The organism is Hamadaea flava (genome assembly GCF_024172085.1).
Lineage (GTDB): Bacteria > Actinomycetota > Actinomycetes > Mycobacteriales > Micromonosporaceae > Hamadaea > Hamadaea flava.
The window spans coordinates 1489341-1512210 of record NZ_JAMZDZ010000001.1 but is presented as its reverse complement, the minus strand read 5'-3'; the positions used below and the strand labels follow the sequence as shown (position 1 = coordinate 1512210).

Annotated in this window: 14 protein-coding genes; 5 read left to right on the top strand and 9 right to left on the bottom strand. The window is 71.0% G+C overall.

From position 1 onward, the window contains the following. Positions 1–9: 9 nt before the first annotated feature. Positions 10–1401, bottom strand: a complete 1392-nt coding sequence (locus tag HDA40_RS07290) for a cellulase family glycosylhydrolase (protein WP_253753248.1) — start codon at positions 1399–1401, stop codon at positions 10–12. Between the two features lie 92 nt (positions 1402–1493). Here HDA40_RS07290 and HDA40_RS07285 point away from each other — a divergent pair, with 92 nt between their 5' ends. Further along, positions 1494–2525 (top strand): LacI family DNA-binding transcriptional regulator, encoded by a 1032-nt coding sequence (locus HDA40_RS07285; RefSeq protein ID WP_253753246.1) that lies wholly within the window; start codon positions 1494–1496, stop codon positions 2523–2525. A gap of 198 nt (positions 2526–2723) precedes the next feature. On the opposite strand, the gene HDA40_RS07280 is transcribed toward HDA40_RS07285, so the two are convergent. Both HDA40_RS07280 and HDA40_RS07275 read right to left on the bottom strand, forming a co-directional pair. Continuing rightward, positions 2724–4577, bottom strand: a complete 1854-nt coding sequence (locus HDA40_RS07280; RefSeq protein ID WP_253753244.1) for a HEAT repeat domain-containing protein — start codon at positions 4575–4577, stop codon at positions 2724–2726. 48 nt (positions 4578–4625) lie between these two features. Then, positions 4626–5111, bottom strand: coding sequence for a hypothetical protein (locus HDA40_RS07275; protein WP_253753241.1), 486 nt, complete (start codon positions 5109–5111; stop codon positions 4626–4628). Between the two features lie 138 nt (positions 5112–5249). Between HDA40_RS07275 and HDA40_RS07270 the strand changes: the two genes are divergently transcribed. Beyond that, on the top strand, positions 5250–7955 hold the full coding sequence (locus HDA40_RS07270; RefSeq protein ID WP_253753239.1) for an AfsR/SARP family transcriptional regulator: 2706 nt from the start codon (positions 5250–5252) through the stop codon (positions 7953–7955). Here the strand turns inward: HDA40_RS07270 and HDA40_RS07265 are convergent. The 5 genes from HDA40_RS07265 to HDA40_RS07245 all read right to left on the bottom strand — a co-directional run bounded on the left by HDA40_RS07265 (position 7927) and on the right by HDA40_RS07245 (position 13712). Next, positions 7927–10395, bottom strand: coding sequence for a S8/S53 family peptidase (locus HDA40_RS07265; protein WP_253753237.1), 2469 nt, complete (start codon positions 10393–10395; stop codon positions 7927–7929). The genes HDA40_RS07270 and HDA40_RS07265 overlap by 29 nt on opposite strands. Positions 10396–10439: 44 nt before the next feature. Further along, positions 10440–11081: a response regulator transcription factor gene (locus tag HDA40_RS07260; RefSeq protein WP_253753235.1), complete on the bottom strand. Its 642-nt coding sequence runs from the start codon at positions 11079–11081 to the stop codon at positions 10440–10442. Further along, positions 11021–12319 carry a sensor histidine kinase gene (locus HDA40_RS07255; RefSeq protein ID WP_253753233.1) on the bottom strand — a complete coding sequence of 433 codons (1299 nt, stop codon included), beginning with the start codon at positions 12317–12319 and terminating at the stop codon, positions 11021–11023. The genes HDA40_RS07260 and HDA40_RS07255 overlap by 61 nt, the downstream gene beginning before the upstream one ends. Beyond that, complete coding sequence (locus HDA40_RS07250) at positions 12316–13050, bottom strand: CPBP family intramembrane glutamic endopeptidase (RefSeq protein ID WP_253753231.1); 735 nt, start codon at positions 13048–13050, stop codon at positions 12316–12318. The genes HDA40_RS07255 and HDA40_RS07250 overlap by 4 nt, the downstream gene beginning before the upstream one ends. 89 nt (positions 13051–13139) lie before the next feature. Next, a complete protein-coding gene (locus HDA40_RS07245; RefSeq protein ID WP_253753229.1) occupies positions 13140–13712 on the bottom strand; it encodes a CGNR zinc finger domain-containing protein in 573 nt (190 codons plus the stop codon). 86 nt (positions 13713–13798) lie between these two features. Between HDA40_RS07245 and HDA40_RS07240 the strand changes: the two genes are divergently transcribed. Both HDA40_RS07240 and HDA40_RS07235 read left to right on the top strand, forming a co-directional pair. After that, entirely contained in the window at positions 13799–15262 is a 1464-nt protein-coding gene (locus tag HDA40_RS07240; RefSeq protein ID WP_253753227.1) for an alpha/beta fold hydrolase, read from the top strand. Positions 15263–15283: 21 nt separating this feature from the next. After that, on the top strand, positions 15284–15568 hold the full coding sequence (locus tag HDA40_RS07235; protein ID WP_253753226.1) for a hypothetical protein: 285 nt from the start codon (positions 15284–15286) through the stop codon (positions 15566–15568). 81 nt (positions 15569–15649) lie between these two features. On the opposite strand, the gene HDA40_RS07230 is transcribed toward HDA40_RS07235, so the two are convergent. Beyond that, positions 15650–19678 (bottom strand): S8 family serine peptidase, encoded by a 4029-nt coding sequence (locus HDA40_RS07230; protein WP_253753223.1) that lies wholly within the window; start codon positions 19676–19678, stop codon positions 15650–15652. A gap of 90 nt (positions 19679–19768) precedes the next feature. On the opposite strand from HDA40_RS07230, the gene HDA40_RS07225 reads away from it, so the two are divergent. Then, the gene (locus HDA40_RS07225) at positions 19769–22834 is read left to right on the top strand and encodes an AfsR/SARP family transcriptional regulator (RefSeq protein WP_253753221.1); all 3066 of its coding nucleotides are present in this window, start codon (positions 19769–19771) and stop codon (positions 22832–22834) included. The last annotated feature ends 36 nt before the right edge of the window (positions 22835–22870 follow it).

Sequence of the window (22870 nt, the reverse complement as noted above, 5' to 3'; positions counted from 1 at the left end):
CTGAGCTGTTCAGCTCGCCGAGCAGGACGGCGTCGGCGCGGTGTTGGTGCCGTTCCACGACCCGAGGAACCCGAAGCTCGTGCTGCCCGCCGCGGCGAGGCTGCCGTTGTAGCTCACGTTCCGGGCGGTCACGGTGGCCCCGCTGGTGGTCGGGGTGGCGCCCCACATCTGCGTCACCGTCTGGCCGTTGGCGAACGTCCAGCTGACCGCCCAGCCGCTGATCGCGGCGCTGCCGGCGGTGACCTTGACGTCAGCCTGGAAGCCACCCGGCCACGAGTTGACGATCGTGTAGGTCGCCGTGCAGGTCTTTCCGCCGCCCGACGTGGGTGACGTCGTCGGCGAGGTCGACGGAGACGTCGAGGCCGAGGGAGACGTCGACGGCGAGATGGACGGCGAGGCCGAGGTCGACGACGTCGGAGACGTCGTGCCGCTGAAGATGGCGGCCTCCTTCGCGGTGGCCTTGATGCCGTTGGCGCCGTTGAAGATGCGCTGACCCCAGGTGGTGAGCGTGGCGGGGTTGAAGCCGGTCGCCATGTCCAGGATCGGATCGGTGTTGCCGCTCCACGACCAGCCCAGATAGCCCAGACCGCGGGCCTGCGCCTGGGCGAGGATCGTCTCGTGGTCGACCTCGCTGGAGCTGAACTGCCAGCCGAACTCGCCGATCACCAGCGGCAGTCCCTTGGTCTGGAAGGCGTCGAAGTACGAGGTGATGGTCGCGGCCTGGTTGTAGACGCTGTACATGTGGATCGAGAACAGCGTGTTCTTCAGCGTGTCCGCGTTCCAGATGGTCTGCGCGTTGTCGCGCATGACGTTCTGCCAGTCCTGGCCCCAGTTCGGGGCGTCGACCATCAGCATGTGCTCGAACCCGTTGCTGCGCATCTTCTTCACGGCGTTCGAGGTCGCGTCGATCCACTGGCTCGGGTTGGTGTTGCCGATCGGCTCGTTGCCGATGTTGATGATGACGTAGTTCTCCTGGCCCACCAGCACGCTCTTCTGCGTGATCCAGTAGTTGACCGCCTCGTCGAGGGTCGCGGCCGCGCCGTCCTCGCCGTACCCGGTGGTGTCGTGCACCTCCAGGACGCAGATCATCTTGTTCTGCTTGCAGAGGTTGATGACGTTGGCGACGTCGCTCGACGGGCCCCAGCGCTTGCCGCTGCCGAGCACCACCCGGATGGTGTTGGCGCCCAGGGCCTTGATGTTGGCGAACGAGCTGGTCTGGCTGGTGTACCAGACGTGCGGGTGGTTGACCCCGCGCATGATGAAGTTCTGGCCGTTGGCCTCGACGACGTTCCGTCCGCTGATGTGCAGCCCAGTGGCGGCGTACGCGGGCGGAGCGAAGACGAACAACGACGCGGCCGCTGTGAGCGCAGCGGCACTGAGGGCTAGCAGTGCTTTCTTCATGACCCTTCCTCGACGGTTGTAACGTTTGTAAATCCATGGAGACCGTGAACGATACGCTTCTATGTTCTCCAGTGGCAATCGGGGGAGGTGCCATGAGCGACCGCAGCCGTCGCAGTGGAATGCGCGAGGTCGCGCGAGCGGCCGGAGTCTCCGTCTCCACAGTGGCCAACGTGCTCAGCCGTCCGTCCATTGTGGCTCCGGAGACCCGGCGCCGGGTCGAGGAGGCGATCAATCGGGTCGGCTACGTCCCACACGGACCGGCCCGGCAGCTGCGGGGCGTACCGAGTCCGATCGTCGGCAGCGTCACGCTGGATCTGGCGAATCCGTTCTACGCCGAGGTCAACCGGGGCATCGAGGACCGGCTCGCCGCCGAAGGCTGCCTCCTGCTGGCGTGCAGCACCGACCTGCGGGAGGACAAGGAGACCCGGCTACTCAAGCTGCTCCAGGCCCAGGCCGTCCGCGGCGTGATCATCTCCCCGATCGAAGTCGACCCGACTCGGCTGCTGACGCTGAGCCGCCAAGGCACGCCGGTCGTCCTGATCGACCACCCGCGCGGTGACCTCGACCTCTGCGCGGTCACCGTCGACGACGTCCTCGGCGGGCAACTGGCCGGCGAACACCTGCTCGCCCTCGGCCACCGGCGGATCGCGTACCTGGGGGACACAGTGGACCCAGCCCCGGTCGCCGGCCGCCGCGAAGGCTTGCGGCAGGCGATCATCGCCGCCGGGCTCGACCCCGCCGATGCGCTGCTCGACCTGCGCCTGCGGATGCGCCCGCCGTCGCTCGTCGACGCCGCGGCCGCTGCCGCCCGCGAAATCCTGTCCGCCTCACCCGAGGTCACGGCGGTCGTCTGCCTCAACGACACCGCCGCCCTCGGCCTGCTCGACGGTCTGGAGACCGAAGGGGTACGCGTACCGCAGGACCTGTCGATAGTCGGCTACGACGACCTGAGCTTCGCCCGCCGGTTGACCCCACCGCTGACCACGGTGCGGCAGCCCCCGTACTCGGTCGGTAAGGCGGCGGCGGAACTGCTGCTGGCGGAGTCAGCGCCGGATCACGACCATCGCGAGATCCGGTTCCAGCCCGAGCTGGTGGTACGCGCCTCGACCGCGCCCCCGCGCTGAAGCGCCCCCGGCTCCGGCGCAGTGCGCCCTCTGTCTGCGATTTTCGGCCGATTTCCAAGATCGTGAGCCGTTGGTATTCGGAAAACAGCCTCTCCGCGCAGATGACAGGCGCATGATCACCGAAATCGGGGTCGAAACGCAGACCACGGGCACTTGATCGAGCCGATCAGGATGCGACCGTCGCTCACCGAGAGGCTCTTAGCCATGGGGAGTCGGGTCGAGCCGGCGCAGTGCGGTCGCGGCTGTGGCGCGTACGCGGTGGTCCGGGTCGGTCAGCAGGGCCCGGATCTGCTCCAGCTCGGCGGCATCGCCGAGGCGGGCGAGTGCTTCGGCGGCTCTTGCCCGGATCAAGGCGTCCTCATCGGTCAGGGCTGATCGGAGAATCGAGGCCCGATGCCATTCCGGCTTGTGGCCGAGCAGCCAGATGTACGCCCGCCGAACCCGGATGTCGTCACCGAAGACGTACGACTGCGGCCCGTCGATGCGGGCCAGGGCACGGCCGGCCGCGTGGCGGGTCCGTCGATCGGGTGCGGTGCGAAACAGCTGCCACAAGGTCGGCACCGCGCGTTCGTCGCCGACCCGAGCCAGCGCCTCGGCCGCACCGGCGGCGTGCCGGCCGTCACAAAGCCGGATCAGCTGCGGCACCGTCAGCTCGTGAGGCCGGCGAATGAGTACGCGCGCTGCTCGATCGCGTACAGCGGGGTGTGGATCGTCCAACGCTTCGACGGCGGCGTCGATCACACGAAGATCGCCGATTCGATTCAGCGCCCGTAGCGCCGCGTCGCGTACCTCGTATCGCGCATGGCGGGTCCTCACGAGCAGTGCCGGGACAGCATCGGGGTGCCCGATCCTGCCGAGCGCCTCGATGTGCGGCGTTGCCCAATCTCGTGTGGCGACAACTTCGCAGAGGGGACCGATTGCTTCTTCGGCCCGCAGTTTTCCCAGGAGGTAAGGCGCTTCGAAGGACCAGGCGGGGTCGGCGAGCCGTTCGATCATCAGCGGCACCAACCCTGTCGCGTGACGGCGAAGCCAGTCGGGATCGCGACGCCAAGGTGGCTCCGCCGGGTGTAGGTACTCCTGATCGAGTACGCCGTCGACGGCGAGGCCGCCGATCTGGATCAGCCGCTGGACGGCCGCGCGATGAGCCCATCGCCACTTTGGATCGGGCTTGGCCACGATACGACCGAGCACCGCGATTTCGTCATCCTCGCCATGGCCGGTGAGACACTTGATCGCGGCGACGGCGACCCACGGGTCATCGGCCTCGATCTTGGGAAGTAGGGTCGCCCAGTCCATCGATTCGCCGGTGGCCGCCCTGGCCGCGACGGCCGCTCTTTCCTCCCAGGTGTCCGCCGACGACCACCACTGGTTGCCGAGGTCGATCAGCTGGTCGACCGGGACATCCTTGGGCGCGCTGGCGATCTGGTAGATCGCGCTCATGACGGCGCGCACACAGCACTCGGCCAGTCCGGCGTCGGCTCGCTCCCGGTACGCGGTGAGCAGGATCGGTAAGGCGTCCGGCCCCTGATCCACGGCGAGCTGTCGAGCGAATGAACCCCAGTGTTCGTCGGCTGCGGGCCGCCACCCGAGCAGGTCGCCGAGATCGCGCGCAAGTGGCTGGTCGACCTGAGCCGGCCGCGGCAAGCCGAGGTGATCGCTCAGGCGTACATGCTGCTCGCGGAAGTACGCGTAACGGTGTTCCTTCGCCAGGTGCTGGCTCATTTCGGCGAGGACGGCATACCGCACCAGCGCCGCTGATCGATTGGGGAGGAGCCGGTCGGTGAACATCGATGGAGACTCGCGACGCCGCTGGAGCGCGTCCACGATGTCGACGACTCGAGGCGGAACGCCCTGCCGGAGAAGCTCGTCCGTGGAGACGCCCATCGTGGGGATGCCATACAGCCAAGCGGCCTGCACCGCGGCCGTGCTGCCGCCGTGCCCGGCGACCAACTGGGCGACCCGTTCGAGATGTGGGACAAACATCCCGCCGCCCGCGTACAGCTGTCCCCGATGGGCTCGCTCGGCGAGCCGGCGAATCTTGGCCGTCCCCATCGTGTGATTCAACCGCACCGTCTCCCGGCGGGCTGCCCCGGCGGTGGCTCAGGATTCGGTGGAAGGGGCGTGCTCGGCGTGAGCGGCGTGCTCCAAGTGCCCGGCGTGATGGTGTGCGCCGTGCGGGAGCATGTACTCCGCCGGGCGCAGCAGCATCACACCCGCCATCGCGAGGAACATCAGCACGTGGCCCGCCGTCGACAGGATCATCCGGTCGATCAGGCCGGTCCACAGGAACGGCAGCAGGACCAGGAACGGGACGTACATCGCCGCCGCCATCTCGGCGATCGGGCGCCAGCCGTGGCGGCGGATCAGCATCCACACGGTCATGCCGATGACCATGGTCGTCGCCATGACGAGCAGCATGACGTCGGCGCGGGCGTACGCGTCCTCCGCGCCGAGCGCGGTGAACAGCATCCGGGCCAGTGGCGCCAGGGCCATGCCGATCATCATGGCGATCACCATCTGGAGGTAGTGCCACCAGAATCGCCGCCACGTCCCACCGGCCGCGATCGCGTCCGACACCCGGCTCATCGCCGTCTCCCTCCCCGAAGAACCCCGTCGCAGACAGCGTGCCGAACGCGCGGGCGCGAGGGAAGGGAAGAGTCGGCTGATGTCCGGAATCTTGGTCTTCCCTGCCGAAGCCGTGCGGTCTGCGGCACCATCTCGGGTATGGAGATCCGCGTGCTCGGGCCGGTGGCGGCGTACGCCGAAGGCACGGCGATCCCCTTGGGCCCGCGCAAACGACGTTATCTGCTCGGGCTGCTCGCGCTGGAGGTCAACCGGGCGCTGCCGGTGGAGCGCATCGTCGACTTGATGTGGCCGGTGGCTCCGCCGCGGACGGCTGTGCACGCCGTCCGGGTGTGTGCGTCGGATCTGCGTACGGCGTTGCAGGGCTGGGCTGAGATCGAGGCGCGCGGCGGTGGCTATCTGTTGCGGGCCGATCCGCTGGCCGTGGACGCGTACCGCTTCCGGCAGTTCGTCCACCAGGCCGCGCAGACCGGCGACGACACCGAGACGGTACGCCTGCTCGATGAGGCGCTGTCGTTGTGGCATGGGGAGGCGCTGGCCGGGGTGGTCCCCGCCGAGGTACGCGATCAGCTCTGCCTCGGGCTGGCACAGGCCCGAATCGCGGCGGCCGACGATCGGGCCGACGCGCTGCTGCGCTTGGGTCGCCACGGCGAGCTGCTGGAGGAGTTGTCCGCGGCGGTCGCCGCCGATCCGCTGCGGGAACGTCCGGCGAGGCAGTTGATGCTGGCGCTCTATCGGGCCGGGCGCGCGCCGGAGGCGCTGGACGCGTACGCGGGTGTCGAGCGGGCGCTCGCTGAGGAGGTCGGCCTCGATCCCGGCTCCGACCTGCGGCGGCTTCGCCAGCAGATCCTCCTCCGCGATCCGCAGATCGATCTGCCGCAGCGCAAGCCGATGCAGGTCCCGGCGGCGATCAGCGGGTTCGCCGGCCGGGCCGAGGAGCTGTCCATTCTCGACAAGCTGCTCGACGAAGGGGCGCGGATCGCCGCGATCAGCGGGACGGCCGGCGTCGGCAAGACCTCGCTCGCACTGCACTGGGCGCATCGGGTCGCCGATCGCTTCCCGGACGGCGTACTGCACGCGAACCTGCGTGGCTTCGACGCCGCCGGTCCGGTGCCCGCCGCCGACGTCGTCCGCGACTTCCTCAGCGCGCTCGGTGTGGCGCATCCGGCCGGACCCGACGCGCAGGCCGCCGCGTTGCGCAGCCGCCTCGCGGGCCGCCGGATGCTGATCGTCCTCGACAACGCGGCCGCCGCCGACCAGGTCCGGCCGGTGCTGCCGGGCGCGCCGGGGTGCTTCGTGCTCGTCACCAGCCGTCATCGGCTCACCGGTCTCGTGGCGGTCGACGGTGCGAGCCCCGTCCCGCTCGATCTTCCGTCGCTGGACGACGCCCGGCTGCTTCTGGCGTACCGGCTGGGGAACCTGGTGGAGAGCGAGCCGCGGGCGGCCGACGAGCTGATCGCCGCGTGCGCGCGGTTGCCGCTCGCGCTGGCGGTGGTGGCCGCGCGGGCCGCGACCACCGGTCTGCCGCTGCGCGTGCTGGCCGCGGACCTGGCCGACCTGGACGGGTTCGACGGCGGCGATCCGGCGGCCGACGTCAGGGCGGTGCTGTCCTGGTCGTATCGCGCGGTGAGCGAGCCTTCGCGGCGGATGTTCCGACTGCTCGGGCTGCGGCCCGGCCCGTCCGTGAGCGCGGCCGCCGCCGCCAGCGCCGCCGGGCTTCCGCTCGCCGACGCGCAGCGGCTGCTGCGTGAACTCGGCACCGCGCAGCTGCTCAGTCACGGCCCGCGCTTCACCAGCCACGATCTGCTCATGTTGTACGCCACGGAGCTGGCCGAGTCCGATGCGGACGCATCGGCCGCCCGGCATCGGCTGCTCGATCACTATCTGCACAGCGCGAACGCCAACGCCGCCGTCCTCGACGTGTTCCGGGACCCGGTGGCGGTGCCGCCGCCGGTCGACGCGGTGACCTTGGACGTCATGCCGGACGACGCGGCCGCCCTGGCCTGGTTCACCGACGAGTACGCCGCCCTGGTGAACGCGGTGTCGGCCGCCGCCGAGTCCGGTTTGGACAGACAAGCCTGGCAGCTGGCGTGTGTGCTGACCGAGGTGTTCGAGCGGCTGGGCCGATGGGAGGACTGGTCGGCGACGCACGAGATCGGGCTGGCCGCCGCCCGCCGGCTCGGCGATCGGGCCGCCGAGGCACGCTGCCTGGCCGGCTCGGGGCGGGCCGCGATGTGGCGGCAGGCGTGGGAGGAAGCCCACGACCGGCTCGGCCAAGCCCTGACCCGGTACGCGGAGATCGGCGACCGCGACGGTCTGGCGCGTACCCACCACAACCTCGGCTACCTCCACGAACAGCAGGGCGGCGACCTGAACCTGGCGTTGCGGCACAGCGCCTGGGCGCTGCACCTGTTCCGGGAGTGCGGCGACGAACCGGGCGAGGCCCGCGCGCTCAACGCCGTCGGCTGGTACGAGTGCCTGCTGGGACGGCCGTGGGACGCGGTCACCCATTGCCGGTCGGCGCTGGACCTGCTGCGCCGGCTGGGCGATCGGCGTACCGAGGCGTTGACCTGGGACAGTCTGGCCTACGCCTACCTGGCCCTCGACGAGGTACGCGAGGCGATCGACTGCCTCGAACACGCCGTCGCGATGCTCGTCGAGCTGGGCGATCCCTACCACGAAGCCGAAGTCGCCGACCACCTCGGCGACGCGTACGCCCGGCTCGGCGAGACCGCTGCCGCCGACCGCTCCTGGCGGCGCGCGGTGGACCGGCTGGAGGGCCTGGGCCACGCGCGCGCCGAGGAGGTCCGGGCGAAGATCAGCAGACCATCTCCACCGTCGTGTTGATCGTGTCCTGCCGGGTGTTCCCGGCCGGATCGGTGGCCGTGAGCGTCAGCACGTGGCTGGAGATGCCGCAGCCGCCGGTCAGCCGGGCGGTCACCGAGGTGCCGGTGCCGATGAGGGTCCCGTTGTCGTACCAGCGGGTGGTCAGCGCGAAGCCTTCGGGATCGGTGGCGGTGCCGGCCAGCGTCCCCGACCAGTAGTACCCGGCGGAGTCCAGGCCGGTGACCCACAGGTGAGCGCCGTTGGCCGGGCTCGTGATGTGCACGACCGGCGGCTGGTTCACCGGGTTGGTGACGAGGGTGATCGGCACGGTGGCGAACACGCACACGTTGTACGGGTCGCAGCCGCGGACCTTGACGGTGTGCGTACCGACTGCGCCGCCGGTGACCACGGTCGGGTTGTGCCCGGTAGCGAACGGAGTCGTGGCGCTGTCGAGGAACCACTGCACCGCCGAGTCCGCCAGCGGGCCGCCCTCATCGTTGGTGACCGCGTGGAACGGGATCGGCTCCGACACCCCGAAAGCGGGTGAGCCGGTCGTCGGGTTGGTGATGCTGATCGTCGGCGCTCCGTTGTAGACGGTCACGGTCACCGAGTCCGTCGCCTGCACGCCGTTCGGGAACACCGCCTTGGCCGTGATCGTCTGTACGCCGAGCGGCGGCGTCGCGAAGATCGACGAGCCGGTGCCGAGATAGGAGCCGTTGGCGCGCCAGGTCACCGTCGGGGTGCCGTTGCCGTCCGTGAACACCGTCGCCGTGAACTGGCTCGGCGATCCGGCGGGCAGGATCGAGCCGGTATGCGGGGTGGTGATGTGGATCGTCGCCGGCATCGCGTCCAGGACGGCGGTCAGCGCGTTGATCACCTTCCGTTTGACGTTCGGATCAGGGCTGTTCCGCATGTGCCGGAGGAGGATGTCCAGCACTTCGTCGTTGTCCAGCCCCGGGTCGGCCGCCCAGATCAGCGCCGCGACGCCGAGAGCGTACGGCGTGGCCATGCTGGTGCCGTCGGCTGTGAACGCCGTCGCGCTCGCCGAGTTCACCGGGTCCGGGCCGACCAGGACCGTCCACGGCGCGAAGATGTCGACGTCCTCGTGGCCGTAGTTGGAGTCCGGATGGTGGTCGAGCGAGTTGTTCTTGAGCCCGCCGACGCAGGTGACGCCGGCCAGCTCGCACGGCGCCCAGAGGTACTTCTCCCAGCAGAGGCCGAAGCAGGTCTCGCGGTCGACGTCGTCACCCTCGTTGCCGGCCGCGGCGAAGATCAGCACATTGGCGGTGAGCCGCAGGAAGGCGGTCACGTTCTCCATCGGCGACATCGTCCACGACAACGACCAGTGCACCTCCTTGTAGAGGCTCAAGTTGATCAGCTGGACGTTCCAGGAGCCGAGCAGCGCGGACGAGATGGTGAACAGATCCTGGCCGGTGAAGGTCAGGGTCATCCGGCCCACCGGACCGGCCGGGCCGGCCCCGCCCCAGAAATTGCCGGGCACGCCCGCCGCCGCGTTGGCCACGTTCGTGCCGTGCCAGTGCGCCCACGACTCCGGGGACGGATCGCCCGGGTCGGCGAACGGCACCATGCTCTTCATCGTGTAGCCGGGCGGGATGTCGCCGTTGACGACGGGGGAGAAGCCCTTGTCGAGGATGGCGATGTCGACGCGGTTCGGGCCGAGCAGGCCGACCGAGTCCAGCTGCGTCCACGCCTCGGTCACCCCGATGTCCTGCACGCTGCCGTTGTTCAAGAAGTTCCAGGTGTACGGGTCGCGGTTGTACGGGCCGGCGGCGGTGAACCCGGGTGGCCCGTAGCTCGCCTCGGCGAGCGAACGGGTGGCGTACGACGCCGACCGGAAGAGCCAGTTGACGCCGACCGCCATGCCGTCGGCGTCAACCGCCTCCCGGGCCGCGATCGTCAGCAGGCCCAGCGCCTCCTTGCTCGACACCGCGAGCGAGTCGGCCTTCCGCCGCCCCTCGTTGAGCTTGGCCAGGTCGTCGCTCAGCGACTTCGGGTCGGCCAGCTCGGGGCGCACGCGGATGGTGTAGGTAGCCATGTCGGACTTGTCCGCCCGCGCCTGGGCCAGGATCGTGCCCCGCCACCGCTCCGCGAGATCCTTCACCTTGCTCTCGTCGGCCGAGCCGACCACGATCTCGTCCTCGACGAACTCGGTGGTCACGCCGTCCGCGTCACGCATGGCGGCCACCGGGCGGGTGGTGCCCCGCTCGAATCCCGGCAACGGCTCGGTCTTCGGGCTGACCGTCGGGTCGGCCCACACCGTGATCGGGCCGTCGCAGCCCTCCTCGTCGGGCATCGCGGCCAGGATCTCGCCGCGCTCGGCCTCGCTGCCCGCGTGCTCGGCGGCCACACACGGGTCGTCGGCCGCGGCGAAGACCGGTTGTGGTGGCGACAGCACAAGTAGCAGTGCGAACACGGCGGCCGCACCCCGGAAAGTCCTCATCGGAGGATGATCGGCCGCGGGGTTCACAATCCGATCACAGCGGCTCAGCCCTTGATGTACGCCAGCACCGCGAGCACCCGCCGGTTGTCGTCGTCCGACGCGTCGAGCCGGAGCTTGGCGAAGATGGCGGCGATGTGCTTGGCGACCGCGCTCTCGCTGAAGTGCAGGGCGGCGGCGACGGCGGAGTTGGACCGGCCCTGCGCCATGAGGTCGAGCACCTCCCGTTCGCGGGCGGTGAGGTCGCTGATCCGGCCGCGGGCGTCGCTGCGGGTGAGGAGCTTGGCGATCACCTGCGGATCCATCACGGTGCCGCCGGCGGCGACGCGGCGTACGGCGTCGACGAACTGCTCGGTGTTGGTGATCCGGTCCTTGAGCAGGTAGCCGATCGCGCCCTCACCGCCGGCGAGCAGCTCGTTGGCGTACAACTGCTCGATGTAGTGCGACAGGACGAGGACGGGCAGGCCGGGCTGCCGCCGCCGGGCCTCCAGCGCGATCTGGAGACCTTCGTCGGTGAAGGTCGGCGGCAGGCGTACGTCGACGACGGCGACGTCCGGCCGCTCGTCGAGCAGCGCCTGCCGCAGCGCGGGGCCGTTGTCGACCGAGACGACGTCGAAGCCGTGCTCCGTCAGCGTCCGGGTGAGCCCGTCGCGGAGAAGGAAGAGGTCTTCGGCGAGGACAACGCGCACGGGATCTCCAACGTCGCAGTGGTGGGGCCGCCCGGCGGACTGTGCAGGGCGAGCGTGCCGTCGAAGGCGGCCAGCCGGCCGAGGATGCCGCGCAGTCCGCTGCCCCCGCCGGGGTCGGCGCCGCCCCGGCCGTCGTCGGCCACCTCGGCTCGCAGCCGCGTGCCGTCGTGGCCGAACCGGATCGTCACAGTACGCGCGCCGGCATGCTTGCCCGCGTTGGCCAGCAGCTCGGCGACGGCGAAGTACGCCGCGGACTCCACCGGCGCGGGTGGCCGCCCGGCGACGGTGGAGTCCACGTGCACGTCGAGCGGGCTCTCCAAAGCCAGCGAGCGTACGGCGTCGGGCAGGCCGCGATCGGCCAGCACCGGCGGCAGGATGCCCCGGACCAGGTCGCGCAGTTCTTGCAGGGCGCGTTCGGAGTTCTCGCGTACTTCGAGGAGCAGCAGCCGGGCTCGCGCCGGATCGGATTCGACCAGCCGAGTGGCGACGTCGAGGGTCATGCCGAGCGCGACCAACCGCGCCTGGGCTCCGTCGTGCAGATCCCGCTCGATGCGGCGTACCTCGGCCGCGTGGACGTCGAGCACCTCGGCGCGCGAGCCGGCGAGCTGGCGGACGCGGCGGGTCAGCTCGACGCGGCCGGGAGTGAGCAGCAGCCGCGTCCAGCGCGCGTGCAGCCGCAGGACGGGGGCGGCGAGGACCGCCCCGAGGACGGCGAAACCCATCCCGAGCAGGGCGGCCAGCAGCATCGTCGTAGTACTGGTCACGGGGATGAACGCGTACCAGTTGCCGTCGTCGAGCCGCCGCCAGAGCAGCGGCTGGACAAGCGCCCCGAATACCCCGTAGAGGAGGAAGGCGTTGGGAACCGCCAGCAGCAGGCCGCCGGCCAGCGGATCGAGGATCGCCCAGCGGAGGTCGCGCCAGAAACCAGCCTCGCCCAGAATCAGCCGGGTAGTCCATACCGGACGCCGCAACGCTGCATCAGCGGTCGACGCCGGGTCGGCGGAACCACGGGCCGGCGATGGTCCAGCCGGAGCGAGCGGCTCGCCGGTCTCCGACCGGACCCAGCCCCGGGCCCGGTCGGACCAGCGGCGCAGCCCGCTCGCCGCCGACGGCAGCAGCAGAAAGCCGAGCCCGGTCGGCAGCAGCCCGACGGCGACGACGGCGTACGCCCCGAGCAGCCAGGTCACCGCGACCAGGCCGCCCCGGGCGAGGCTCCGACCGGCGGCCGCCCAGCTCATCCCGCCTGACTTTCCACCCGGGGCATGTTAGTCGCGCGGCTCGCCAGCCAGCCAACCGCGGCCACCGCGCAGGTCGCGGCCAGCAGCGCCATCGGCACGACGGCGCCGGACTCCTCGTCCATGAACAGCAGCATGGCGAGGTTGACCAGGGTGTGGAAGGTCCCGGCCAGCCACAGCCGGTGCGCCCGGACGCCGTCCAGTGCGACGCCGAGGACGATCGACATCGACACCGTCGCGACGACGAACGCGGTGGCGTACGCCCAGCCCTCGGCGAACACGGGGTGCCACAGTCCCCAGATCAGGCCGACCGCCGTCGACGACGCGAGCACGCCCCACCGCGTACGCACCGCGGGCTGCAGGAAGCAGCGCCAGCCGATCTCCTCGCCACACGCGCCGACGAACTGCGCGACGGCGATCACGAGCAGCGAGTGCTGCGGCATCGTCGGGCCGGCGTCGCCGCCGATCAGGCCGTAGACCGCGGCCGCACCGGTCACCACGACGACGGCGGTCGCGGCCAGCGCCAGCCCGGTACGCGTACCGCCGCGTCCGCTGAAGGCTCCGGCGAGCAGCGCCTTGACCCGCGTGGGCCAGAAGATCAGCGCGACGGCGACGCCGAGCGCCGGGCCGAACTGGGTGAGCTGAAGGATCTCGGTGGGCAGGCCGGTGGCGGGCTGGACGGCGCCCAGCAGACCGGCGCCGACGAACGCGACGAGGAGGAAGACGATCTTCATGCGGTCGACGATGCCGCCCACGCCGCCTTCGCAGAATGCAGCTGGCTACCCGCTGGGGTGTACCTAGCTCCAGCAGATCGAAGTGGCGCTCAGCCGTGACGGCGTTGGTAGTGCCGGGCGACCCGGGCCCGGTTGCCGCAGGTCGCCGGGGAACACCAGCGGCGTTGCGGGTGGGCGGGCAGGAACAACAGCCGGCACTGCGCACCCTCGCAACCGCGTACGCGGACGACGGCGGGATCGGTCACCAGGGCCACGGCGGCTTCGGCCAGTTCGGCGAGCAGATCGCGACCGGGTACGCCACTGCGTTCGGTCCGGCGGATGAGCGTGCCGTCCTGCCAGCTCAGCTGGGCGTACGCCGGAGCCGCCCGGACCGCGTCGTTGAGCGCGGCCAGCGCCGCCGGACCAGGGGCGGTCGAGTGGCGGGCGGCCTCGACACAGTCGGCGACGTGCGTACGCAGCGTCCGGAGCGCCGCCAGGTTCAGGTCGCCGGGGTGGACGGCGGCCAGGCGGCCGAGGCCGTGCTGGGCGGCGAGCCAGCCGGCAGCCGACGCGGGCTCGCTCAGCAGATCCACCGGTACGCCATCCGGCCGGGTGGCCAGCGTGTTGACCAGGTCCAGCGCGAGCGGCTCCCCGACGAGGGGCGGCGGTGTCGTCTCGATCACACGACTAATGGTACCTCAGCCTCTTGACGCATTAGGTAGTGCGGCTCGAGGATCTAATGCATCACAACGAGAAAGAGGCATTAGCCATGACCGCTCTGGCGATCCCCCCGCAGGTCCACCACCGGTACGCCGACGTCGACGGAGTCACCGTCTTCTACCGCGAGGCCGGGCCGGCCGAAGCGCCCACAGTGCTGCTGTTGCACGGCTTCCCGAGCGCCTCGCATCAGTACCGGCGGCTCATCGAGGCACTGGCCGCCCGCTACCACGTCGTCGCCCCGGACTACCCCGGCTTCGGCTTCACCGAGGCGCCCGCGGACTACGCGTACAGCTTCGACGGGCTGGCCGACACCGTCGAGCGGTTCACCGACGTCCTGGGCCTGCGGCGGTACGCGCTCTACCTGTTCGACTTCGGCGGCCCCGTCGGGCTGCGGCTGGCCGAGCGGCGGCCGGAGCGGGTCACCGGGCTGATCGTGCAGAATGCCAACGCGTACGCCGACGGCCTGTCGGAACTGGCCCAGGGCATGATCGCCAACCGGCCGGGCGTGCCCGGGGCCGAGGACCAGGTCCGGGGGATCCTGACCCTCGCGGTGACCCGGGGTCAGTACGAAGGCGGCACCACTGACGTCTCGCTCGTCGACCCGGCCGGCTGGACGCTCGACCAGTACTTCCTCGACCAGCCAGGGCGCGAGGAGGCGCAGATCGCGTTGGCGCTGAACTACTGGAGCAACGTCGAGGCGTACCCGCGGTGGCAGCAGTACCTGCGGGACCACCAGCCTCCGGCGCTCGTCCTCTGGGGACGCAACGACGCGTTCTTCCCCGAGGCCGGGGCGTACGCGTACCTCGCCGACCTGCCCGATGCCGAGGTGCACGTGTTCGACACCGGGCACTTCGCGCTGGAGGAGGCGTTGCCCGAGGTGGTGCCGCTGATCGGCGGCTTCCTGGCTAAGCTGCCCCGGCGCATCGCGGTCGTCGGCGCGGGCGGACGGCTCGGTGGAGCGGTCGCCCGGGAGGTCGCCGAGCGCGGACACCGGCTCACTCCGCTGGGACGGTCCACGATGGACGTCACCGATCCGGACTCGATCGCGGCGGCCGTCGCCGGGCACGACGCCGTCGTCGTCGCGATCAAGGGCGACGACTCGCTGGTGCCCCGAGGCGCGAAGGCACTGCTCGACGGGTTGAGCCGGGCGGGCGTACGCCGCCTCGTGTTCGTCGGCGGCGGAGGCAGTCTGCAGGATCCGTCGGGACAGCGGTTCGTGGACTCGCCCCAGTTCCCGGCGATCTACTTGCAGACGGCCCGGGACCAGGCCGAGGCCCTGGAGGTGCTGCGCGCGTCGGCCGACCCGGTGAGCTGGACCTACATCAGCCCGCCCCCGGTCCACCTGGTCGACGGGCCGCGTACCGGCGACTATCTGGTCGAGGCCCGGGACACCCCGATCGTCGGGGCGAGCGGGGAGAGCCGGGTCAGCGTCCCGGACTTCGCCGCGGCCGTCGTCGACGCCGCCGAGACCGGCCGGTTCGACCGGCGCCGGGTGACCGTCGCCTACGCCTGACCACACCAGAGCGGCCGGGGCATGCCCCGTGCCGACACCACCAGCGAACTCATGGTTGCGGTGCTGTCCAACTCGATGCACCTGCAGGCCCGCACCGGCCGGGTCGTCTGCTGTCCCTACGTGCCGGGAACCGTCGCGGATGACACCCTTCCGCTGGTCGTCCCGGTGCCCGATCCACCGGGGACACTGCTGCCGGAACTGGTGCAGTGGCTTCCGGTGTCCGCGCTCGGCGACCCGTTCGGCAACGTCGGGCCTGCGGCGATCGAGCAGGCGACGGCCATCGTCGGGGCACTGATCACCAGCTGACCGACCCGCCGAAGCGGCCGAAGCGGCCCGGGGCGCGCGCCGTTGCGCACCCCGGGCCGCCGGCTTGACCGGCCGGTCGGTTCAGCGGCGGATCAACTGGTACGCGTCCGGCACCGTTTGCACGACCCGGTTCCCGGCCGTGTCCCACGCCTCCGTACGCAGACTGACCGCACCGGAGCCGCTGGGCTGAGCGAGCAGGACGGCGTACTTGCCGTTGCCGAGCGGCACCAGGGGAACCGAGGTCCACCGCTTCCCGCCGTCGAAGCTGGCCGACACCTTCATCCCGGCGATTCCCGGCATCCGAGCCGTCGACCCGTCCCGGTACGCGGTCACGGTGAACAGCTGCACCCCCGGCGCGACCGAGCGGTTGAACCCGTCCACGTCTAGGTCGTACCGCAGGAACAGCAGCGGTTCGACACGGCACTTGTCGACGCAGAGCCCGAGCCCGTTGTGCCCGGCCGGGAGGTCGTTCACCGTCGGATCGGCGCTCGTGAACGTCCACGTGGTACTCGACGTCGTCCCGGGCGTACCGGCGACCGGAATCCGGTTCCGGAAGTCCTGGGTCAGCCGATACGTCCGGGTGCCCGCGGGCAACACGTAGTACGGCATCGACCCGGGCCCCGAACCGAGGTACGACTGCGGGAGTTCGGTGTCACCGGCGTACAGGTGCCACTCGTCGTGCCCGTTGCTGGGGAACCCTTCCAGGGCCTCCGAGAAGGTCGTCAGCTCGCCGGTGTGCCCGTCGCTGTCGGAGGTGAAGGTGAACAACGACAACATGTCGCCGCCCGGGAACAGCCCGGTGTAGCGGCACACCGAGCAGACGACGGCGTACTCCGGGCCCATCGCGAGCACGTCGGCGGGCTGCGACAGCGTGCCGGGGACGGTGGGCGCCTTGCCCCACGTCTCGGTACGCCGCCCCGGCTTGCCGAACACGTCCTGCGTGGCGAAGTACGAGTACAACGTGTCGACGGTGTGGCCCGAACCCTGCTGCAGCCCGGCAACGGTGTCCATGTTGACGTACCGGTACCAGGTCGCGTCCGTGCCTACCGGCCCGACGTATTCGGTCCGCTCCAGCGGGCCGGCCAGATCGTAGAGCGAGAGAGAGCGGAAGGTGTTCGCGAAGTCGTCGATCGGCAGCTTCACCGGGTATCGCGTCGACCACAGTTGCGACTGACCGACCGCGACGTTCGCGTGACTCTCGTGTCGGATCTGCACAAGGTCCTTGGTGCGTATCGGGAAACGTAGATCGGCCGGGACCTGATCCGCATCCAGATAGGACAAGGAGAACAGCTCCGGAATCGTGGGCTGCGACTCGACGCGTACCGTCGTCTGCCCCTTGGCCACGCGTGCCTTGAGAGCAGCGCCCTCGGCGGCGGTGATCGCCAGCATCGGCAACGGCCACAGATTCGGCAGGCCGCCGACGCCGGGGCGGACGCGAGCCCGGCCGACGTCGCTGTAGGCGAACACGGCCGCCGCTCCCTTGCCGAGCGCGAGCTGATAGGGATCGCTCGGCAGCCAGTAGTCCGACTGCATGGCGGCGTCGCCGATGTCGAGCAGGACCGCCTTGCCCTTGAGGTTCTTGCCCGCGAAGTCCGCCTCGGTGCCGCGCCCGACGTCGACCAGCTTCAGCTCCGTCCGGCCGGACAGCTTGGCCACCAGCACCGAGTAGTCCTGGTATTGCGGGGACAGCCGGAGCGCGCCGGCGGACGCGGTCACCTGCGGTGTGCCCACCTCGTGGCTGTGGTCGTAGTAGAACTTGCCGACGGTGACCTTCTGGGTCGGCGTCACCCACGGCTGTACGTTGTACGGCATCGAGTTGATCACCCCGAACGGAGTGGTCGCACCGGCCGGAGTGTGCCAGATGTTCGACGTGGCCCCGTAGTGCTCGGTCGGTCGCCCCGTGTCGAGCACGATCCTCCTGGCTTGGTTGGTGTCCAGGGTGACGGTCGTGTCGGCGGTCAGCTCGACCTGTGGATCGACCAGCGTCGCCGAGTTGTCGTACGCCCCCGGCAGATCCGCCCAGACCACCCCGGTGCTGACGTCGTACACACCCTTGTCCAGGTGAGCCGACGCGCCGGGGGCGAGGAAGACCCAATCGCCGTCCGGGCTGTCCGTCCGCCGGATGACCACCGGGGTCAGCACGGTCGCCGCGGCGGTCGTGGGCTCGATCACCTGGGTGGTGAGCTCGAAGCCCTCCGGCTCCTTGTACGCGCCGACCGGGATGCGTAACGAGACGCCGGGCGCCGTGGCGGTCACCGCGCCGGAGTAGGCGCTGGGCGTACCCATGGTCGGATCGAGGGTGAGCACCGCCTCACCGACGCCGCCCGCCGGAATCTCCAGAGTGGAGGGCGAGACCTGCAGCATGCCCGCGGGCGCCGCCTCACCGGCACTGGTCTTCAGCGAGACGCCGAGCGTGAGCGTGACCCCGGTCGTGCCGGTGTTGCGATAGGACACCGTACGTGTGACCGCCGGGCCGGTCTGCGGATAGCGCAGCCGGCCGAAGTCGGCCTGCGAGGTGGCGGCGACGACCGACGCGCCCACCACCGCCGCGACGTCCACCCGGCCCGCGCCTTGCTCGTAGGCCGAGTAGCCGCCATCGGAGCTGGTGCTGGTGAGCGCGGCCTTGAGCTGCGTGGGCGTCCAGTCGGGATGCCGCTGAGCCAGGATCGCGGCGGCCCCGGCGACGTGCGGAGCGGCCATCGAGGTCCCGGAGAGCGACGTGTACGCGTCGTTGCCGACGTCGCCGCCGATCTCCGTGCCGGCCGCCCGGGCGGCCGCGATGGCGACGCCCGGCCCGGCGATGTCCGGCTTGAGTGCGTAGTTGCCCGTCAGCGGGCCACGACTGGAGAACTCGGCGAGGTGGTCCTGCTTGTCGAAGGCGGCCACGGTCAGCGCGGACGCGGCCGCACCGGGCGCGGTGACCGTCCGGCCGCCCGGACCGCTGTTGCCGGCGGCGATCACGAACAGCGCCCCTGTGCTCGCGGTCAGCTCGTCGACGGCGAGGCTCATCGGGTCGGTGCCGTCGCCGGGGGAGTTGCTGCCGATGCTCATGTTGACGACGTCGGCGTCCTCGGTGACGGCCGCCCACTCCATCCCCTCGAGGATCCAGGACGTCTCGCCGGAACCGGCATCGTTCAGCACCTTGCCCACGGCGAGCTGAGCGCCGGGTGCCACGCCCTTGTACCGGCCACCCGAAGCCGCGCCGGAGCCCAGCACGATCGACGACACGTGGGTGCCGTGCCCGTGACCGTCGGCTGTGGACGTCACGCCGGGAATGAAGCTCTTGCTGTCGATCGTCTTCCCGGCGAAGTCGGGATGCGTCGCGTCGAGGCCGGTGTCGAGCACCGCGACCTTGACCCCGGCGCCGTCGAAGCCGGCGGCCCAGGCCTGCGGCGCACCGATCAGCGGGACGCTGACATCCAGCGAGGCGCTGACTTTGGCGTCGAGCCAGATGTTGGTGAGCCCGCCGGACAGGGCCGGCTTCGCCGACGGCCGGACCGCCGACCAGAACGCAACCGCGTCCTTCTTGGTCACACCCGTGGCCGCGCCGTTGATGCCGGTGAGCGCCCGAGGTGACTTGCCCGCCGGCAGCCGGTTCGCCCGGGCCAGCAGGTCGGCCTTGGCCTTCGACCGGGCCGTCAAGGTCTTCACCGGTGCGGTGCGCCCGTAAGACACGATGACCGGCAGGGTGGCGGTGGCCGCGTCGGCGTACCCCTGATCCACCAGGCCCCGGACGTCGAAGAGGCGGCGGTCGAGCTTCCCGGCGGCGACGAGGTCCAGCGCGTCGGACGGAAACACATAGACATGCTCGGAGTCGACGAGCGTCCGCACGGTCACGGTACGCCCGTCGGCCCGCGCGGCGAGCCGCACCTGAGTCTGGTACTGACCAGCGGCGGAGCGGCTGAGCCGCACGGTGTCGCCGGTGATGAGGGTGAGGGTCTGCACCTGCTGCCGGGCGGTCCCGGCCAGCTTGTCCAGCCCCGGCACCGGTACCGAAGAGGGCGAGCCCGCTGCCCGGCTCGCCCCGCCGCCGATCGCGAGGACGACGGCCGTCGCGTACGCGACCGCCATCCGCCGGCGCGACCGTTGATTCCACTGTGGGGGATACATGCGGACACCTTGCGGCCTGCGGCCCACCGGGCACTTGCCACCTGCTTGACGGGCGCTTGACAGGCAGCATGATCCGGCTAGCGTTCGTTCGTGGAGTTCTCCCTACTCGGCCCGGTGGACTGCACCGTCGCCGGAACTCCGGTTCCCCTCGGCCGCCCGCAGGAACGATGCCTGCTGGCGGTCCTCGCGGTCGAACTCGGACGGGTCGTGCCGCTCGACCGCCTCGTCGAGCTGCTCTGGGACGACGAGCCTCCGGAGCGGGCGCGGTCCATCGTGCACACTCATATCTCGCGACTCCGGTCCACATTGCGCAATGCCGGGGCCGAGGCGCACGGCGTACGGCTGGTGACGCGGGGGCCGGGGTATCTGCTCGACGCCCCACCCGACCGGGTGGACCTTCATCGTTTCCAGCGGCGGGTCCTTCAGGCCCGCGAGGCCATGCAGGCGGGCGACGCCGCCGCCGCGGCCGACGGGCTCGCCGCCGCGCTGGCCTGGTGGCGAGGACCGGCGCTGGCCGACGTCGCGACCCAGCGCGTCCGCGAACGGATCTGCGTCGGGCTGGACGAGCTGCGGACCACGGCGACCGAGGACCGGATCGAGGCCGATCTCGCCCTCGGCCGGCATCGCGAGGTGATCGGGGAGCTGACCGCGCTGGCCGCCCAACGCCCGTTGCGAGAACGGTCCGTCGGCCTGCTCATGCTCGCGCTCTACCGGTCCGGCCAGCAGGCGCAGGCGCTGGAACGCTTCCGGGCCGCGCGCCGAATGCTCATCGACGACCTCGGCATCGAACCCGGGCCCGACCTGCGCCGGCTCGAACAGGCGATCCTCAGTCACGACCCGTCGCTCGGCGTCGGCTCGCCGCCGCTCGCCCCGCCGTCCTCCGCGCTGGCCGTTGCGGCGCCGGCTTCGGTGTGGCGCGGGCCGCGCTCTCACCTGACCAGCATCGTGGGGCGCGAACGCCAGGTCGCCGAGCTGACCAGGCTCCTGCTCGACCATCGGCTCGTCACCGTCGTGGGCGCCGGCGGCGTCGGCAAGACCACGCTCGCACTCCACGCGGCGGAGGCGATCGTGGACGGACCGCCGGTCGTCGTCGCGGCGCTCGCGACCGCGCGCGACGCCGACGACGTCGTGCTCACCCTGGCCGGCGTGCTCGGCGTCGGGGGCGCCACCATGGCCGAGGTCGGCCAGTCCGTCGAGAGCCGCCTGGCCGAGAGCCCGCACCTGCTCATCCTGGACAACTGCGAGCACCTGGTCACGGAGATCTCTCAACTGGTACGCCGAATGCTGTCCCGGAGTGCGCGACTGGTCGTGCTGGCCACCTCGCGGCAACGGCTCAACCTGCCCGAAGAGACGGTGTGGCGGCTCGAACCGTTGAGCGTCGCCGGGCCGGGGGACGGCATACCGGGGTCTCCGGCCGCGACACTGTTCCTGCGCCGGGCAGCCGGTGCGGTGCCGGGCTTCGTCCCGTCGGCGTCCGATCTCGACACCGTCGACCGGGTGTGCCGCCGGGTGGAAGGGCTGCCGCTCGCCCTCGAACTCGCCGCGGCGCGGCTGCGTACGCTGTCGTTGCCCGAGCTGGCCCGACAGCTGGACCAGGGATTCGGCGTACTGGGGCCGGACTCGGCCGGCGAATCGCACGGCAACACCCTCGCCGCCACGATCGACTGGTCCTACCGGCTGCTCAGCGCGGACGAACAACAGCTGCTCGCCGGGCTGGCCGTCTTCCGGGGCGGGTTCACCGCGTCCGCCGCGACAGCGGTGTGCGGTGCGGAACCGTCGCTCCTGAATCTTCTGGTGGACCGTTCGCTGGTCCAGCCCTATCCGGCCCCGGACGGCCAGCGCTACCGGCTGCTCGAAGTGGTCCGCCAGTACGCCGAGACCAAGCTCGCCGAATCCGGCGACCGGTACGCCGTCGCCGGGCGGCACGTCGCGTACTGGCTCGACGTGACGCGGGAGATCATGGCCCGGCCGCACGTCGACGAGCAGTTCGCCGCCTGGACCCGGCTCGCCGCCGACCTCGACGACCTCCGGGCCGCCGCGAGCGACGGGTACGCCACCGACCGGATCCCCGAAGCGGTCGAGCTGGCCCTGATGATGCTCGACTGCCTGACGGCGGTGAACGCGTACGCCGAACAGGGCCGCTGGCTCGACGAGCTGACCCCGCACCTGCCCAACTGCCCGCCCTCGATCCGGTGCCTCGGTGAGATGAGCCGCTCGCACCACTTGACCATGCGGGACGACCCCGCCGGGGCACTCGCCCTGGCCCGGCCGATCATGGACGACCTGGCGGCGGTGCACACGCTCATGTACTACGACGCCCGCCTCTGCAACGTCCGCAACGGAGTGCACCTGCTCGACCCGGCCGCGGCGGACGAAGCGCCGATCCTGCACGACAAGTTGCAAGTGGTGGACGACAAGCACACTCGCGTGCACAGCCTGACGATGGCGGCCGAGGCGCTGAACCAGTGGGGGCACGACGAGGCGGCACTCGCCCTGTGGGACGGCGACGACCTGCTCCGCACGGTGCTCGACGACGGCGACGAGATGCGGTATCGGTCGATCCGGCTGCTGAACGAGCTGGGCGCGGGGGAGCTGACCGAAGCGGCCGTCACCGCTCGGCGGCTGCGCGACAAGCTCGTCCAGCCCGGTTATCTGACCATCAACACCCCGGCCTACTCACTGGCCCTGTACGCCCTGGTGACCCAGTCGCCACCGGCGGCAGCGGTGACCATCACGGGACTGATCGAGGCGGTGTCGGAGGCCAACCCGCCCGCCCTGTCCCGGGCGTACGCCTTGCGCCTGCTCCTCGCCGAAGCACAGCGGCGGGCCGGGAACCTCGGCGCCGCCCTGGCCGGGTTGCGGGACGGGCTGGCGACCGCCCGGACACGGACGACGTATTCGTGGACCACGCCGTCGGTGCTCACCGCCGCGTCGCTGGCCGCCGACCTCGGCGACTCCGCCGCCGCCCAGCGGCTGGCCGACGCCTGGGATCGCGTACGCACACCGCTCGGCCTGCCCGCGCCGGTCGGGTTCCGGGACCAGGCCGAGCGGCTGGGCCTCGACCGCGCCGCCGGCCCGGTGACCGCCGGAGCCTGGCGCGAGGAGCCCCTGCGCGACCTACTCGCCACCACCGAAGCCTGGGTCCTCAGCCGCTGACTCCCGTTCAGACGCTCCTTTGGCGATGGATCAGGG

What these genes read in the sequence shown, in the direction of transcription:
- HDA40_RS07290 (WP_253753248.1), bottom strand. Translation starts at nt 1,401, where the DNA reads ATGAAGAAAGCACTGCTAGCCCTCAGTGCCGCTGCGCTCACAGCGGCC.
- HDA40_RS07285 (WP_253753246.1), top strand. Translation starts at nt 1,494, where the DNA reads ATGAGCGACCGCAGCCGTCGCAGTGGAATGCGCGAGGTCGCGCGAGCG.
- HDA40_RS07280 (WP_253753244.1), bottom strand. Translation starts at nt 4,577, where the DNA reads ATGGGGACGGCCAAGATTCGCCGGCTCGCCGAGCGAGCCCATCGGGGA.
- HDA40_RS07275 (WP_253753241.1), bottom strand. Translation starts at nt 5,111, where the DNA reads ATGAGCCGGGTGTCGGACGCGATCGCGGCCGGTGGGACGTGGCGGCGA.
- HDA40_RS07270 (WP_253753239.1), top strand. Translation starts at nt 5,250, where the DNA reads ATGGAGATCCGCGTGCTCGGGCCGGTGGCGGCGTACGCCGAAGGCACG.
- HDA40_RS07265 (WP_253753237.1), bottom strand. Translation starts at nt 10,395, where the DNA reads ATGAGGACTTTCCGGGGTGCGGCCGCCGTGTTCGCACTGCTACTTGTG.
- HDA40_RS07255 (WP_253753233.1), bottom strand. Translation starts at nt 12,319, where the DNA reads ATGAGCTGGGCGGCCGCCGGTCGGAGCCTCGCCCGGGGCGGCCTGGTC.
- HDA40_RS07250 (WP_253753231.1), bottom strand. Translation starts at nt 13,050, where the DNA reads ATGAAGATCGTCTTCCTCCTCGTCGCGTTCGTCGGCGCCGGTCTGCTG.
- HDA40_RS07240 (WP_253753227.1), top strand. Translation starts at nt 13,799, where the DNA reads ATGACCGCTCTGGCGATCCCCCCGCAGGTCCACCACCGGTACGCCGAC.
- HDA40_RS07235 (WP_253753226.1), top strand. Translation starts at nt 15,284, where the DNA reads ATGCCCCGTGCCGACACCACCAGCGAACTCATGGTTGCGGTGCTGTCC.
- HDA40_RS07230 (WP_253753223.1), bottom strand. Translation starts at nt 19,678, where the DNA reads ATGTATCCCCCACAGTGGAATCAACGGTCGCGCCGGCGGATGGCGGTC.